15 protein-coding genes are annotated in these 14,548 nt (G+C 71.3%); 8 read left to right on the top strand and 7 right to left on the bottom strand.

The window, feature by feature from the left end; translation table 11 throughout:
* Nucleotides 1–145: 145 nt before the first annotated feature.
* Entirely contained in the window at nt 146–781 is a 636-nt protein-coding gene (locus ACQEVI_RS05760) for an SHOCT domain-containing protein (protein ID WP_432895600.1), read from the bottom strand.
* A gap of 319 nt (nt 782–1,100) precedes the next feature.
* A complete protein-coding gene (locus tag ACQEVI_RS05755; protein WP_432895598.1) occupies nt 1,101–1,691 on the bottom strand; it encodes a hypothetical protein in 591 nt (196 codons plus the stop codon).
* Nucleotides 1,692–1,843: 152 nt separating this feature from the next.
* Here ACQEVI_RS05755 and ACQEVI_RS05750 point away from each other — a divergent pair, with 152 nt between their 5' ends.
* From ACQEVI_RS05750 to ACQEVI_RS05740, 3 genes are all read left to right on the top strand, one after another.
* Nucleotides 1,844–2,293, top strand: coding sequence for a hypothetical protein (locus ACQEVI_RS05750; protein ID WP_432895596.1), 450 nt, complete (start codon nt 1,844–1,846; stop codon nt 2,291–2,293).
* 48 nt (nt 2,294–2,341) lie between these two features.
* Nucleotides 2,342–3,301 carry a hypothetical protein gene (locus ACQEVI_RS05745; protein WP_432895594.1) on the top strand — a complete coding sequence of 320 codons (960 nt, stop codon included), beginning with the start codon at nt 2,342–2,344 and terminating at the stop codon, nt 3,299–3,301.
* A 77-nt stretch (nt 3,302–3,378) separates the two neighbouring features.
* Nucleotides 3,379–4,563: an NUDIX hydrolase gene (locus tag ACQEVI_RS05740; protein ID WP_432895592.1), complete on the top strand. Its 1,185-nt coding sequence runs from the start codon at nt 3,379–3,381 to the stop codon at nt 4,561–4,563.
* On the opposite strand, the gene ACQEVI_RS05735 is transcribed toward ACQEVI_RS05740, so the two are convergent.
* Both ACQEVI_RS05735 and ACQEVI_RS05730 read right to left on the bottom strand, forming a co-directional pair.
* Nucleotides 4,560–5,339 (bottom strand): DUF899 family protein, encoded by a 780-nt coding sequence (locus tag ACQEVI_RS05735; RefSeq protein WP_432895590.1) that lies wholly within the window; start codon nt 5,337–5,339, stop codon nt 4,560–4,562. The genes ACQEVI_RS05740 and ACQEVI_RS05735 overlap by 4 nt on opposite strands.
* 117 nt (nt 5,340–5,456) lie before the next feature.
* Nucleotides 5,457–5,852: a RidA family protein gene (locus tag ACQEVI_RS05730; protein ID WP_432895588.1), complete on the bottom strand. Its 396-nt coding sequence runs from the start codon at nt 5,850–5,852 to the stop codon at nt 5,457–5,459.
* A gap of 99 nt (nt 5,853–5,951) precedes the next feature.
* Between ACQEVI_RS05730 and ACQEVI_RS05725 the strand changes: the two genes are divergently transcribed.
* Nucleotides 5,952–6,962, top strand: coding sequence for a helix-turn-helix transcriptional regulator (locus tag ACQEVI_RS05725; protein WP_432895586.1), 1,011 nt, complete (start codon nt 5,952–5,954; stop codon nt 6,960–6,962).
* A 45-nt stretch (nt 6,963–7,007) separates the two neighbouring features.
* Here the strand turns inward: ACQEVI_RS05725 and ACQEVI_RS05720 are convergent, their stop codons facing one another.
* Nucleotides 7,008–7,847: an NmrA family NAD(P)-binding protein gene (locus tag ACQEVI_RS05720; protein WP_432895585.1), complete on the bottom strand. Its 840-nt coding sequence runs from the start codon at nt 7,845–7,847 to the stop codon at nt 7,008–7,010.
* Nucleotides 7,848–7,970: 123 nt separating this feature from the next.
* On the opposite strand from ACQEVI_RS05720, the gene ACQEVI_RS05715 reads away from it, so the two are divergent.
* From ACQEVI_RS05715 to ACQEVI_RS05700, 4 genes are all read left to right on the top strand, one after another.
* Nucleotides 7,971–9,011 carry a cupin domain-containing protein gene (locus tag ACQEVI_RS05715; protein WP_432895583.1) on the top strand — a complete coding sequence of 347 codons (1,041 nt, stop codon included), beginning with the start codon at nt 7,971–7,973 and terminating at the stop codon, nt 9,009–9,011.
* Nucleotides 9,012–9,145: 134 nt separating this feature from the next.
* Nucleotides 9,146–10,147 carry a tripartite tricarboxylate transporter substrate-binding protein gene (locus tag ACQEVI_RS05710; protein WP_432895581.1) on the top strand — a complete coding sequence of 334 codons (1,002 nt, stop codon included), beginning with the start codon at nt 9,146–9,148 and terminating at the stop codon, nt 10,145–10,147.
* A complete protein-coding gene (locus ACQEVI_RS05705; RefSeq protein ID WP_432905804.1) occupies nt 10,041–10,745 on the top strand; it encodes a tripartite tricarboxylate transporter TctB family protein in 705 nt (234 codons plus the stop codon). Before ACQEVI_RS05710 ends, ACQEVI_RS05705 begins: the two co-directional genes overlap by 107 nt.
* Nucleotides 10,746–10,754: 9 nt before the next feature.
* Nucleotides 10,755–12,263, top strand: coding sequence for a tripartite tricarboxylate transporter permease (locus ACQEVI_RS05700; protein ID WP_432895579.1), 1,509 nt, complete (start codon nt 10,755–10,757; stop codon nt 12,261–12,263).
* 95 nt (nt 12,264–12,358) lie between these two features.
* On the opposite strand, the gene ACQEVI_RS05695 is transcribed toward ACQEVI_RS05700, so the two are convergent.
* Together ACQEVI_RS05695 and ACQEVI_RS05690 are read right to left on the bottom strand one after the other, a co-directional pair.
* Nucleotides 12,359–13,105, bottom strand: coding sequence for a TSUP family transporter (locus ACQEVI_RS05695; RefSeq protein WP_432895577.1), 747 nt, complete (start codon nt 13,103–13,105; stop codon nt 12,359–12,361).
* 49 nt (nt 13,106–13,154) lie between these two features.
* Nucleotides 13,155–14,534, bottom strand: a complete 1,380-nt coding sequence (locus tag ACQEVI_RS05690) for an MFS transporter (RefSeq protein WP_432895575.1) — start codon at nt 14,532–14,534, stop codon at nt 13,155–13,157.
* Between the last annotated feature and the right edge of the window lie 14 nt (nt 14,535–14,548).

Genomic DNA, 14,548 nt, shown 5'->3' with positions numbered 1-14,548 from the left:
GTGTCGTGGAGCGCGTATGAGTGTCACGGCGGGGGAGGAGATCCGGCTGGAGAAGGAGCGCGTGAACGCTGAGAAGCGTAAGGCTGCGGGACAGCGAATCTGACGCCAGCAGACCCAGCGGGGTGAGCGCGCTCGAACAGCAGGATCAGAGCCGCTGCAGCAGTTCGGCCTTCTTCTGGGCGAACTCCTCGTCCGTAAGAATGCCTGCGCTGTGGAGCGAGGCGAGCTTGGTGATCTGCTCGACCACATCCGGCTGAGGGGTGCTTTCGCTCACGGTGCTCTGCTTGCGTCGCTGGATGAGCGACGATGCGAGGTTGACGATCGTATCGGTCACGCCTGACTGTGCATCGGCGAGTTCTATGGGCTCCGGCCGTGCTGCGTTCTCCTCGACGACCTGCTTGCTCCTCAGCAGCGCAGCGAAGATGGTGAACAGTCTCTCCGGCAGTTCGATGACGGACTGCTTGCCGTCGGACCAGTCGACGCGGATGGTGTGTCCGGTCCTCACGACCGCCCCGAGTCCCGCGCCAACGGCCTTGCCGACCACTCCCGGCAGAGCTGCTTTCGCTGCCGCTTGGCTGATGGCGCCTGTGACGCCTTCCCGCACGATGAGTTCCTCCCACTCAAGGACGGTCTCGTCGCTGATCTTGTGGCGCTTGAATGGGTTGAGCGGGTGCTGGATGCTGAGCGCGCCTTTTCCGAACTGGTCGGCGATCACGGCTCCGGTCGCCAGGTGTCCGCCCACGACGCGTCCCTGGTTCGTCAGCTCCTGCAGCAAGGCCATGGAAGAACGGTAGGACAACCTCTCTCTCGTAGATACCCGTTGAGTGGGTGGACTCGCGCCTGACCAGTATGTGCGCCGAGCCTCTTCGCTGCCGCGGAGAGTACGAGGAAGTCCTGTCTTTGGCGTGGCGTGGGTGCTCGATCCGACGCACCCAGCGACAAAGCGCTTCCTCGCGCCCTGCAGCTGGCCGGTGCTCGATACCGCCATCCGCCCGTGGACCGGCAGCATCCGCCCTCGCAAACCGGTAGGCCCGCGAAGAACAAACGAAGGCGGGCCCCGACCACAGCCAGGACCCGCCTCCACCCGCCCTACCCCAGGATCAGGGCTTGATCGTAGGAACGAAGTTGTTCAGCAGGAACTTGCCCTTCTTCCCCGGCGGCAGCTCACCCATGAACCGAGTGACGACACCGGTGCGCTCCGACTCGACCCACAGCTGGAAGTCGATCGTCTTGACCGAAGGGTCGGCCCAGTGCCCGGTCTGCGCGGCCACGAGCACGGCCTCCGTGGCGCCCTCGACCTCGATGTACGAGGCGTAGTAGCCGAGCTTGTCCAGCTCGTCCGGGTCCGGCATCTCCTGGTCCACGAAGGGCGACTGGACGAGAATCCGCCAGTGCAGATCGCCGAACTCGTCGGAGATGATGACATTGGGGGAGTTCCACTCGTGGCCCTTGCCGCCGTCGCCGACGATCTTCTCGCCGGTCCACTTGGCCGGGACCTTGTAGCGGACTCCGTTGGTCTTGGCCTTCTGCCACTTGTCGGTCGCGCCCGGGGTGGGCTCACCGAGCTTGACCTCGGTCCCGACGGGTGGGCAGTCGGCGGCGGCCATGCAGGCCACCGACGTGGTGCCGGCGGTGGCGGTCGTCGTCGTGCCCGCCGTGAGGCCCACGACGAGGCCGGCCAGCAGGACCATCGAACCTATCTTTGCCTGTGTTTTTCGCATGACTCCTAAGACGCATCGGCCGACAGGATGGTTGTGCCCATCTTGAAATTCGTGAGACGTACGGGCAGGTCGGACGCCCTTTCTGGCTGTTTCACGGGCCTCAGCGCCGATAGGGTCCCAGCATGACCGGCCCCCGGCGCTACCGTGACGTCCGCACAGCCACGCTCACGGCTTCGCCGGAGATCGTGTGGCGCGCCGTCCTCGACCAGGTCGAGGTGCTCGGGCAACCGTCCTGGTACGTGCGCCTGATCGGCTGCCGCGACAGGCGGGCCGCAGGCCCGCGTCCGCTCGCGGCCGGTTCGGTGGTCCCGGGATTCAGGGTGACGACGGCGGATCCGCCCGCCGAGCTCGTGCTCGACGGCGTCCACCGGTTCTCGGTCTACACGCTCACCTTCCGCGTCCTCGGCACCGACGCGGGCACGCGGCTGGAAGCGCACACCGACGCGACCTTCCCCGGCGCCCTCGGCGCGCTCTACCGGCTGCTGGTCATCGACTCGCGCATCCACAAGCTCGCGACCTGGAGCATCGTGACGCGCATCCGGCGACGGGTAGAACACGCCACGCTGCCCTGACAGGGGCCGCCCGTAGAGTTTGCCTCTCGACAGACGGGGGAGAGCGCCATGACCGGAGACCCGAACACTGACCGAAGCCCGCGCTCGCCGTCCGACGACGAACGGCTGGCCACCCAGCGGGCGCACTCGCCACGCGTCGCCCTCATGGACCGCCTGGACCTCCTCGCGGGCGGGATCCGCGGCGCAGCGGCCTACCAGGCCGCGCTACGCCTCCTGCCGAACGGTGCCCGCTCCTCGGGAACGAAGCCCCCGCCTGGGGCACGCTGGAACAGGACCGAAGGCGCGTTCGAGGTCGACCACGCGGCCGCGATGCGGCTCTGGGAACCAAGGGACGGCGCCGGCCTGCCGCCTCGGGAGATGGTGGACGCGTTCCTCGCGGGCTACGTCGAGCGCACCGGGGACGACGTCGAGCGTCAGCTGGTCCTGGAGCTCTACGCCGAGGCGGAGCAGCGACTGGCCGACCGGGGCGGCGCAGCGGAGATCTTTCCGGCGAGCACCCGAGACGAGGCGGCCACGGTCGCCGAGCGGTACGGGTACGGCAAGCTCGTGCAGACGATCACGCTCGACACCTCGTCCGGGACGTTCCTTCTTGCGCTGGTTCTCGTGGTCGTACCCGCGCTTCTCGGCACGATGCTCCTGTTCCAGTCCGACGGGGGCACCTCCAGCCGCGTGGGCGGGATCGCGCTGTACGTGGTGGCGGTCGCGGCCATCTTCTTCGGCTTCGTGCCCCTGCCCCTGGGCCGACCGCGACCACCAGATCCCCAGCTCTTCGTGTTCCGGGGCGGCATCGTGTTCGCCGTCAACGGGCTGCTGGACCCCTACGCCTGGCCGGATCTGGAGCTGTACCAGTCGGCCGTCACCTCCACCGTCGGCCAGGATCAGCGGGAGGTCCGGACGAACATGCTCGTGATCAGTTCGCGCGGCCGGAGCATGAGGTTCGTCGTCCCGTCGTTCCATCACGAGACCGTGACCGACCTGGCCAGGGCGGGCGGCGCGTCGATCAGCTAGTCCACGACGATCCACCAGGAGGGGCCCTTCACGAAAACGGATGGGTCCATCGCCTGGCGTGCGCAAGGATGACGGGCGTGGACCCACGAGCTGACGCCGCCGCCCTGGTCGCCGACCGCTACCCGGACGCCCGCTGGGCGCTCCTGGCCGGCAGCGTGCTCGACCCGGGGTCCCGGACGGCGGGTTCGGACCTCGACATCGTGGTGTGCGTGCCCGACGACGCCGTCGGGCACCGCGACGCCACGCGGTGGCGGGGCTGGCCGGCCGAGCTGTTCGTGAACACCGAGGCCGGGCACCGCTGGTTCGTCGCACAGGAGACGGCGCGGCGGAAGCCGACGCTCGCCCGGATGATCGCCACCGGCGTGCCGGTCGTGGGGGAGGACCACGTCGCCGGGCTGAAGGCCGAGTGCCAGGCGGTGCTGGAGGCCGGCCCGGGACCGGCGTCGGACACCGCCCTGGAGGACGCGAGGTACGGCGTGACCGACCTGCTGGACGACCTCGCGTACGCACGGGACGGTGGCGAGGCCGACGTGGTGCGGTCGGTGCTGTGGGAGCGGGTCGGGCACCTGGCGCTCGCGGCGGCCGGGAGGTGGGACGGCGGCGGCAAGTGGCTGCTGCGTGAGCTGCGTGCCTGGGACCTCGGGTACGCCGCCCGGTGGGTGGCCGCCCGGCACGACGACCGGACGATGGTCGCCGTGGCGCGGGCGACGCTCGACGCCGCGGGCGGGCCGTTGTTCGAGGGGTACCTGCGGCAGGCGCCCGTCGTCGACGAGATCGCCGCGACCTCCACCCCGCCGTCGGCGGTGGTGCGGCGGGCGGCGCGCGCGATCCTGCTGGACGACGAGGGCCATCTCGTCGTGATCAAGCGGACGGTCCGGGGGCGCGCCCCGTACTGGGTCACCCCTGGCGGCGGTGTCGAGCCCGAGGACGCCTCGGTGGAGGACGCGCTGCACCGCGAGCTGTTCGAGGAGCTCGGCGCGACGGCGCGCATCGTCCGGCAGGTGTTCCTGACGTCCCAGCCCAAGGACACCGGGATCAGCGTGCAGCACTACTTCCTCGCGCGGGTCGTCTCGATGGACCTGGCGCTGCGTACCGGTCCCGAGTTCCAGGAACCGGTACGCGGCACCTACGACGTCGAGCACGTCGACCTGCGCGACAACGCGGCGCTGGCCGGCATCGATCTGGTGCCCGCCGCGCTGAAGGCCTTCGTCCGGACCAACCGCGACGCGCTGCTCGCCGACGCCGGGGCCCCCGGCTCCTAGTGCTGGTGCCCGGCCTCGGCACGGGCGGCCACCGGCGTCGCCCCCGGCCGTGTCCACTGCGGCACCGCCCGGCGGGTCCGTCCCCAGGTGGCGTTCCCGTCGGCGTCCGTCGCCCAGTACCAGCAGGAGTCCTTGCCCTCGGGCCAGCCCTCCGGCGTGTCCTCCCAGGCCTCGCCGCGGCCGTAGGGCGTCATGTCGAGCAGCCCGAAGATCCCGGAGGCCGGCTCGTTGCCACGGCCGGTCGTCCGGTAGGTGAGGAACACGCGGTCGCCGTCGCGCAGGAAGCAGACGATGTGGCCCATGTCGACGCCGACCGGCGCGTCGAGGCCCCGCACCGAGTACCAGGGCTCGGTGTAGCCCATGAACTCCAGGTAGGGGGCGACCTCCTCCCAGGGGCCCTCGGTGAGCATCGCGAACGAGACCCCGCGCGCCGCGAGGTACGGGGCGGACTGCTGGACGTGCCACGTATTGATGGTGCAGCCCGGGCACTGGCGCTCGAACGGCTCGCCATCGTGCCACATGTGCTGGTAGACGACGAGCTCGTCGCGGCCCTGGAACAGGTCGATCAGTGGCACGGCCCCGTCGGGACCCGTGACCTGCGTCGTCGCGTCGATCTCGACCATCGGCAGCCGGCGCCGGGCAGCGGCGAGGGCGTCACCGGCGCGCGTGTGCTCCTTCTCCTTGGCCAGGAGCTCGTCCCGCGCCGACTGCCAGCTCGCCCAGTCGACGACGGGCGGGCGAGCGGGCCGGTCGGTCGTCGTGGATGTCTCGGTCACGGTGTCCTCCAACGTCTCGGGTGCGGCGCGCTGTGGCGCCCCGTACCTACCGACGACCGACCGGGCCCTTACTCATCGGCGCTGCCTCATCGGCATCGCGCTCTCAGCGCGGCCGCGTCACCCCACGGCGGTCCCTTCGAGCTCGACCAGCTGCCCCGGGATCGCCAGCCGGGTCACCCCGAGCATCGTGGTCGAAGGCGACACCTGGGCAGCGCCCAGGCGCGCCGCCAGCACCCCGTAGTGCTGGAAGAGCACGTCGACGTCGGTGGTGTAGACGTTGAGCCGGACGAGGTTCGCCAGGGACATCCCGGCCTCGCCGAGCACCGCCTCCAGGTTGGCGAGACTCAGCGCCAGCTGAGCCGCCATGTCGCCTTCGTGCTCGGGCCTGCCGTCGGCGCTCATCGCCGTCTGCCCCGAGCAGTACAGGGTCCGCGTGTGCCCGGAGACCAGCTCGCCCTGGTTGAAGCCCATCGCCACCGACCACGTGACCGGGTTGACCGCGGTTCGTTCCATCGCCACATCAGCTCCATTCGAGTCCTGTTCGAGTCCTGCGAGCACGAGCCTCTTCACAAATCACGACACCCTGTGTCAGGTATTCCGTAGGATCTTGGGATGCGCGCGGATCGCCTGGTCTCCCTGGTGCTGCTGCTGCGTCAGCGCGGCCGACTGTCCGCCCAGGCGCTGGCCCGCGAGCTCGAGGTCTCTACCCGCACCGTGCAGCGGGACATCGAGGCGCTCTCGGCGGCAGGCGTCCCGGTCTACGCCGAACGCGGCCGACACGGCGGGTTCGCCCTGCTGCCCGGGTTCCGGACCGAGCTCACCGGACTGAACCACGACGAGGCCCTCGCCCTGCTGACCGCCGGCTCGGGCAGGGGCGAGCAGGTGTTCGGCCTCGGCTCGGCGCTCGCGTCGGCCATGCGCAAGGTCGTCGACGCGCTGCCCGAGGGTCACCGGGCCACCACGAGCGACGCGGCCCGGCGCTTCCTCGTCGACCCGGAGACGGACCTGCTCTCCCGCAGGGCGCCCGCCGACGAGGTGCCAGGCACCGCGATGGTCGAGGTCCGGCGGGCGGTGCTGGCCGGACACAAGCTGCGCATCCACTACGCGCCGGTGGACCGGCCGGCGACCTGGCGCACCGTGGACCCGATCGGCCTGGTCACGGTGCGCGACAAGGGCTACCTGCTGGCCACGACGTCCGGCGCCGACCGCACCTACCGGCTCTCGCGGATCATCGCGGCCGAGGAACTCGCCGAACCCGCCGAGCGACCGGACCAGGTGGACCTGGACCGGATCTGGCAGGAACGCAGCACGCGGTTCCGCGCGGGCGGGGACCAGGTCGCCGTGCTCGTCGGGATGGATTCCGCCCGGCGCGAGGAGCTCGTGGGCACGGCGCTCGCCGTCCTCATGGAAGCGGTGGACGACGACGGCCGGCTGCGCCTCGAGGTGACGTTCCAGGACCTGCGCCATGCCGTGTGGGCGCTCTGGCAGCTCGGCACGGACGCGGAGGCGCTGGCGCCGCCGTCGCTGCGCGCCGCCCTCCGGGACCGGGCCGCCGCGGTGGCCGCCCGCTACGGGGCGCCGTCCGCAGCACTGACCGAAGACTCGGCTGAAGGCCCGGCCTGAGCGTCCGGTGCCCCTCTGACAGGTGCACCGGACGCCCAGGTCAGGTCACGCGCGCTGCTCCGCCGTCAGCGCCTCGGCGAGCACCGCCCGCATGTCGCGGGGCTCGCGCCCGAGGACCTGACGGACACCGTCGGCCGGCGTCTCGTTGCGGCCGTCGAACACCTCGCGGCAGAGCTCGGTGAGCAGGGTCGCGGTCTCGGGACCCGCCTCGGCGGCGACGGCGGCGTGGAAGTCGTCGAACGTCATCGGTACGTACTGGACGTCGCGCCCGCTCAGCTCGGTGAGCAGGGCCGCGACCTCCGTGAAGGTGAGTGACTCCGGACCGCTCACCTCGTACCGGCGGCCCGCGTGCCCGTCGCCCGTGAGCGCCTCGATGGCCACGGCGGCGATGTCGTCGACGTCGACGAACGGCTCCCGTGCGTCTCCGGCGGCCAGGGCGAGCACCCCGGTCTCCAGGGCTCCGGCCAGCATGCCCTCGGTGAAGTTCTGGATGAACCAGCCGGCGCTCACCACCGTCGAGGGGATGCCCGAGCCGAGCACGATCTCCTCGCAGCGGCGGGCACCGAGCTCACCGCGCCCGGACAGCAGCACGATGCGCTGCACGCCTGCCTCCCTGGCGACCTCGGTGAGGCGGGTGATCACGACGTCCGCGCCGGGCGCCGCGAGGTCGGGGACGTAGGCGACGTAGAGGCGGTCGACGCCGTCCAGGGCCCGGGCCCAGCCGTCGGGCTGCTCCCAGTCGAACCGCCTGCTGGTGCCGCGGGCGAGCCGACGGACGGCGTGGCCGCGGCTCTCGAGGAGGTCCGCGACGCGCCGTCCGGTCTTGCCGGTGGCGCCGATCACGGCGAAGGTGGGCTGCTGCGTGGGGTGTGTGTTGGTAACCATGCGTCCATCGTGGGTCCGGCACGCCGGACGTAACATCCCCTCACGTCCGGAGTTCTGTGCCGTGCGTCCGGGGTCGCGGACGTATCCCGGACGTACGGTAGATCGGCATGTCAGGCTGGACGCATGGTCAACTCGCGCCCCGCCCCGGACACCGGTCTGCCCGTGCCGAAGATGCTCCTGACCGGACCGCAGGACGACGCGGCGCCGATCGGCGACGGGCTCCATCTGCTGCGCTTCACCGGGGCGCTGTACTGCCAGGCCGATCTCACGGCGCCGTGGGGTGTGGCGTTCCCGGCGATCGAGCCCTGCATGATGCTGCCCGTGGTGCTCTCGGGCCGGTGCGTCCTGGAGATCGGCGGCGAGCAGCACACCCTGGAGGCGGGGAGCGCCGTGCTGATCACGCACGGCGTCCCGCACCGGCTGCTGAGCGCGCCCGGCGCACCGAGCACCGGGCTCCTCGACATACCGGTCGAGCGCGTGGGGGAGACCTACGAGCGCATGCGGTTCGGCGGCGGCGGGGAGCACACGCAGATCGCCTATGCCGCGATGACGGTCGACGAGCCGCTCACCGCCCGGCTGGTCGCCGAGCTGCCCGAGCTGATCCGGGTGGACGCCTGGGACGGCGGCCGGTCCGGCGCGTTCGGGACCGTGCTGCGCCTGCTGGCCGACGAGGCGCAGACCCTGGAGCCGGGAGGTGAGGCGGTGATGACGAGGCTCGCGGACGTGCTGGTCATCCACGTGCTGCGGCAGTGGCTGCGCACCTCCTCCGATGCGAGCACCGGCTGGCTCGCCGCCCTGCGGGACCCGCACGTCGGCCGCGCGCTCGCCGGGCTGCACGCTCGGCCGGAACACGACTGGAGCCTCGTGGAGCTCGCGCGGCAGGCGGGCATGTCGCGGTCCGCGTTCGCCGAGCGGTTCACGGCGCTGCTGGGTGAGCCGCCCATGCGCTACCTGGCCGGGTGGCGTCTCGAGCAGGCGTACACGGCGCTGACCACGACCACCGACTCGGTCGCCGCGATCTCCCGCCAGGTCGGCTACGGCTCCGAGGCGGCATTCGGCAGAGCCTTCAGGCGTCACCACGGCACATCGCCGGGAGCGGTGCGCCGAGCAGGGCCGGCCCGGTCCGCCGGTTCCCTGCGGACGGCGGCGGACGCCGGTCGCTGAGGACGCCGATCACTGAGGTCACCGTTCGGTCAAAACCCTGTCCACTTTGTGGCGGTCGTCACATGCCCGGCGGTACTGTCGCGCATCAGTACACGGATCAACCTCTGCCGGATCATCGATGATCGGAGACGGACATGACCCCCGCTGGACCTCGCAAGGTGGCCGCGCGCATCGGTGCGCTGGCCTGCGTCGGACTCGTCCTGGCCGCTTGTTCCTCGGGTGGTGGTGACCCCGCCGACTACCCCGAGGACGACATCGAGGTGATCGTGCCGTTCTCCGCCGGCGGTCCCACCGACACCGTGACGCGCATGGTCGCCGATCCCATGGGCGAGGACCTGGGCGTCCAGCTCGTGGTGCAGAACATCGACGGCGCGGGCGGCACCGTCGGGGCGGGCCAGGCCGCCACGGCCGACCCGGACGGCTACACGGTGCTCATGCACCACATCGGCATGTCCACGGCGCCCGCACTCTACGACGACCTCGCCTACGACCCGGTGGCCGACTTCAAGCCGGTGGGCCTCGTCACCGAGGTACCCATGACGATCATCGCGCGCTCCGACTTCGAGCCGGAGACGTTCGAGGAGTTCGTGACCTTCGTCCAGGAGAACGCCGACACGGTGACGATGGCGCACGCCGGCGAGGGTTCGGCGTCCAACCTGTGCGGCCTGCTCCTGACGGACGCCCTCGGCGTCGAGGTGACGGCGGTGCCCTACGACGGCACGGGTCCCGCGATGACCGAGATCGTCGGCGGTCAGGTCGACTTCATGTGCGACCAGACCACGAACACGACCGGCCAGATCACGGCGGGCGAGGTCAAGGCGTACGCGGTGACGACGCCGGAGCGCATCGACGCGCTCCCGGACCTGCCCACGACCGCCGAGGGCGGCCAGGCCGACATCGAGGTCAGCGTGTGGCACGGCCTGTACGTCCCGGCCGAGACGCCCGACGAGATCGTCACCAAGCTCACCGAGTCGCTCCAGGTGGCCCTGGCCGACCAGACGGTGATCGACCAGATGGCGGACCTCGGCACTGCGCCCGTCAGCGAGGACCAGGCCACCCCGGAGGCGCACGCCGCGCTGCTCGACGAGCAGCTCGCGACCTGGGGCGACATCATCGGCGCCGGACAAGGAGGCTGACATCGGCGTCCTCCGGCCCCGCTCGACGAGCGACCTCGTCTCCGGCCTGATCTTCGTCGGGCTCGGCGCGGCCTTCGCCATCGGGGCGCTCGGGTACGACCTCGGCTCCCTCCTCGAGATGGGGCCGGGGTACGTACCGTTCGTCCTGGGCCTGGTGCTCGCCGCGCTCGGCGCCGTCATCGTCGCCAAGGCGTACGTCGCCCCGGACCCGGCAACGGGCGCTGTGTCAGACGCCGGGGTGTCCGACCGGGAGGCGCCGGACGGCGAGGTGTCAGACGCCGGGGTGTCAGACGCCCCGCCGTCCGACCGTGCGACACCCGACCCGGACGCCCTGGACCCCCGGCCGCTCGCCGGGATCCAGTGGCGCCCGACGGCGGCGATCTTCGCCGCCGTCGTGTTCTTCGCGCTCACCGTCGACGGCCTGGGCCTGCTGCCCGCGACCTTCGGCACCGGCCTGCTCGCGGCCATGGCGCGACCCGGCACCAGAGGGCTGCGGGCCCTCGTCATCGCCGTCGGCCTGGCAGTGGCGAGCTGGATCATCTTCGTGGTTCTCCTGCAGCTGCGGCTCGCGCTGTTCGGCGACTGGCTCGGCGGGTAGGAGGCCCCGATGGACCTGCTCGACAACCTCACGCTCGGGTTCTCCGAAGCACTGCAGTGGCAGAACGTCCTGTTCTGCCTGCTCGGCGTGGCGCTCGGCACCGCCGTCGGCGTGCTGCCCGGCATCGGCCCGACGGCGACCATCGCACTGCTGCTGCCGATCACGTTCGGGTTCGACGACCCGACCGCGGCCCTCATCATGCTCGCGGGCATCTACTACGGCGCCCAGTACGGCGGGTCGACGACGGCGATCCTCCTCAACCTGCCCGGGGAGTCGTCGGCAGCGGTGACGGCGATCGACGGGCACGAGATGGCGCGCGCCGGGCGGGCCGGCGTCGCGCTCGCCGTGGCGGCGATCGGGTCGTTCGTCGCCGGGACCGTCGCGACCGTGGTGCTCGCCGTCGCCGCCCCGGTACTGGCCCGCGCCGCACTGTCGTTCGGCTCCGCCGAGTACTTCTCGCTGGTGGTCCTGGGCCTCATCGCGTCGATCGCGCTGGCGAGCGGGTCCACGCTCAAGGCGCTCGCGATGATCGTGTTCGGCATCCTGCTCGGCACGCTGGGACAGGACATGTACACCGGCACGCCGCGGTTCACGTTCGGCCTGCGCGAGCTGTACCAGGGCCTGAACTTCGTCGCGGTCGCCGTCGGCGTGTTCGGCATCGCGGAGATCCTGCGCAACCTGCACGACCCGCGGACCAGGACCCGCGTGGTGAGCCGCGTGGCCAACCTGTGGCCCAGCCGGACGGAGCTGCGGCAGATCGTCGGCCCGGTGCTCCGCGCGACCGGGCTCGGCTCCCTGCTCGGTGTGCTCCCGGGCGGCGGGCACATCCTCGCCTCGTACGCCTCCTACGCCGTGGAGAAGCGCGTCTCGCGGAACCCGGGCGAGTTCGGGCACGGGGCGATCGCGGGCGTGGCCGGGCCCGAGTCGGCGAACAACGCGGCCGCGCAGACGTCGTTCATCCCGCTGCTCACGCTCGGCCTGCCCGCCAACCCCGTGATGGCACTCATGGCCGGGGCGTTCATCATCCAGGGAATCACGCCGGGCCCCGACGTGATGACCGAGCAGCCCGCCCTCGTCTGGGGCCTGATCGCCTCGATGTGGATCGGCAACGTGCTGCTGGTGCTGCTCAACCTGCCGCTCGTCGGGCTGTGGGTGCGCATGCTCTCGGTGCCGTACTCGGTGCTGTTCCCGGCCATCGTGGTGTTCGCCTGCATCGGTACCTACTCCCTGAGCCAGAACCCGTACGACGTGCTCGCGGTCGCCGTCTTCGGCGTGCTGGGCTTCGTGCTGATCCGGTCCGGGTGCGAGCCCGCGCCGCTGCTGCTCGGGTTCGTGCTCGGACCCCTGCTGGAGGACAACCTGCGCAGGGCGCTGCTCCTCTCGCGCGGCGACCCCACCGTCTTCGTCACGCGGCCCATCTCGGGGGTCCTGCTGGCGCTCGCGGCGGTCGTGCTGGTGGTCACGGTGCTGCCGATGATCCGCCGCAAGCGAGACGTGGTGTTCGCCGAGGACGAGTAGGTCCCGCCACACCTGTCAGACGCTCCCGCACGTGTCAGACGTACAGGTCACCCGGGTGACCTGTACGTCTGACACGTGCGGGAGCGTCTGACAGGTTAGATCGTGAGCAGGCCTCTTGTCAGCGCCGTGAGGGCGCCCGCCACGGCCACCGTCAGCGCGATCGCGGACGCGACGCCCGTGGGGATCCGGCGGGCCAGGAGGGCCCCGAGGCCCACGCCCGCGAGCACACCCGCGAGGAGGACCGGCCAGACCCACCACGCCGGGAGGTGGCCGGGCGGGATCGCGCCGAAGGCCAGCTTGGTGGCCACCGACATGGTGTTCATGACGACGAGCAGCGGCTGCAGGGTCGCGGCGAACGACCGGTGGTCCCAGCGGGTGGCCAGCGCGTAGGCGGTCCACGCGGGTGCGGCGACGCCCGACGTCGTGTTCATGAAGCCCGCCGCCAGGCCGGTCGCGACGGCCACGGACCGGCCCTTGATCCGGACCCGTCGGCGCAGGACCGCCGACGCCGCCAGCGCGAGCAGCACCGACCCGCCGACCATGACGTCCAGCCACGCGGCGTCGGCCTCGCGCACGGTGAGCGCGCCGAGCACCGAGCCGACGAGCATCAGCGGCAGGATCGTCACGACGCGCCGCCAGTCGACCCGGTCGCGCAGCGCCCGCAGGATGAGCAGCGCCGTCACGATGGCAGCGACGTTGCTGACCAGGACGCCCACCGACGCCCCGAGGAGCACGGTGAGCACCGGGGCGGCCACCATGCCGAGGCCCATCCCGGCGACCCGCTGCAGGCCTGCCCCGAGTACGACGGCGACGCAGGCTGCGATCAGGGCCGTCGTCTCCACCCGGCCACGCTATCCCGCCGCCGTTCGACGGCGGGACGGCGTGGCTGCGTCAGGCGCTGACGTTGGTGTCGTACTCGACGTCCCGCGTCTCGCGCGTCATGAGCAGGGCGACCAGCGTGATCACCGCCATCGCGGACAGGTAGACGCCGACCAGGACGGGGGAGCCGGCCTCGGCCCAGAGCCACACCGCGATGAACGGCGCCACTGCCGCGCCGAGCACCGACGACAGGTTGTACGCGACGCCCGAGCCCGTGTACCGGACGTTGGACGGGAACAGCTCCGGCAGGACGGCGGCCATCGGGCCGAACGTGAGGCCCATGAGCGTGAAGCCGAGGATCAGCAGCGTCTGCACGCCGACGTCGCCCGCCGCGAACAGCGGCACGAACGACCCGCCGAACAGGATGATCGCCACGGTGACCCAGATCAGGTGCTTGCGGCGGCCGAACCGCTCCGCCAGCGGACCGGACACCAGCGTGAAGACGCCGAAGAACACGACACCGATGATCAGCATCCAGAGGAAGTCGATCTTCTCGTAGCCGAGGCCGGCCGGTGCGCCGTCGGTGGGCACGGTCGGGGCGACGCCGTAGTTCAGCGTGAACGTCGTCATCAGGTAGAACAGCACGTAGGTGGCCAGCATGATGAACGTGCCGGACACGATCTGCTTCCAGGACGTGCGGAACACGTGGGCCACGGGCACCTTGGTGACGGCCTCGGCCTCGAGCACCCTGCGGAACGCCGGCGTCTCCAGCAGCGAGAGCCGCACCCACAGGCCGACGATCACCAGGATCGCGGACGCGAGGAACGGGATGCGCCAGCCCCAGTCGGCGAACTGCTCCGGCGTGAGGGCGGCCGAGAGGGCGATGAACACCGTGTTGGCCAGTATGAAACCAATGGGTGCGCCCAGCTGCGGGAACGTGCCGTAGATGGCGCGCTTGCCCTGCGGGGCGTTCTCCGTGGCCAGCAGTGCGGCACCGCTCCACTCGCCACCGAGGCCGAGGCCCTGGGCGAACCGGCAGAGCACGAGCACGGCCGGCGCGGCGAAGGCCCATCCGGGCGTCGACGCCGCGGGGATGAGGCCGATCAGGACCGTCGCGATACCCATCGTCAGCAGCGAGGCGACGAGGGTGGTCTTGCGGCCGATCCGGTCGCCGAAGTGCCCGAACAGCACCGAGCCGACGGGCCGCGCCACGAACGCCACGCCGAACACGGCGAAGGACGACAGGAGCTGGGTCGTCGGGTCCTGGGCGTTCGGGAAGAACAGCGCCGGGAACACCAGCGACGCCGCGGTCGCGTAGATGTAGAAGTCGTAGAACTCGATGGAGGTGCCGATCAGGGACGCGAAGACGACGCGGCCCCTGGGGTTGCCGGCCGGAGGCTCGCCCTGCCCGCCGGGCGCGGTCCCGGCGGTCGACGATGCGGAGGTGCTCATGTCTGGGACATTAG

Origin of the sequence: Promicromonospora sp. CA-289599 (assembly GCF_050936155.1) — a bacterium.
Taxonomy (GTDB): domain Bacteria; phylum Actinomycetota; class Actinomycetes; order Actinomycetales; family Cellulomonadaceae; genus Promicromonospora.
The sequence above is the reverse complement of the archived record's forward strand: the minus strand, read 5'-3'. Positions and strand labels throughout refer to the sequence as shown.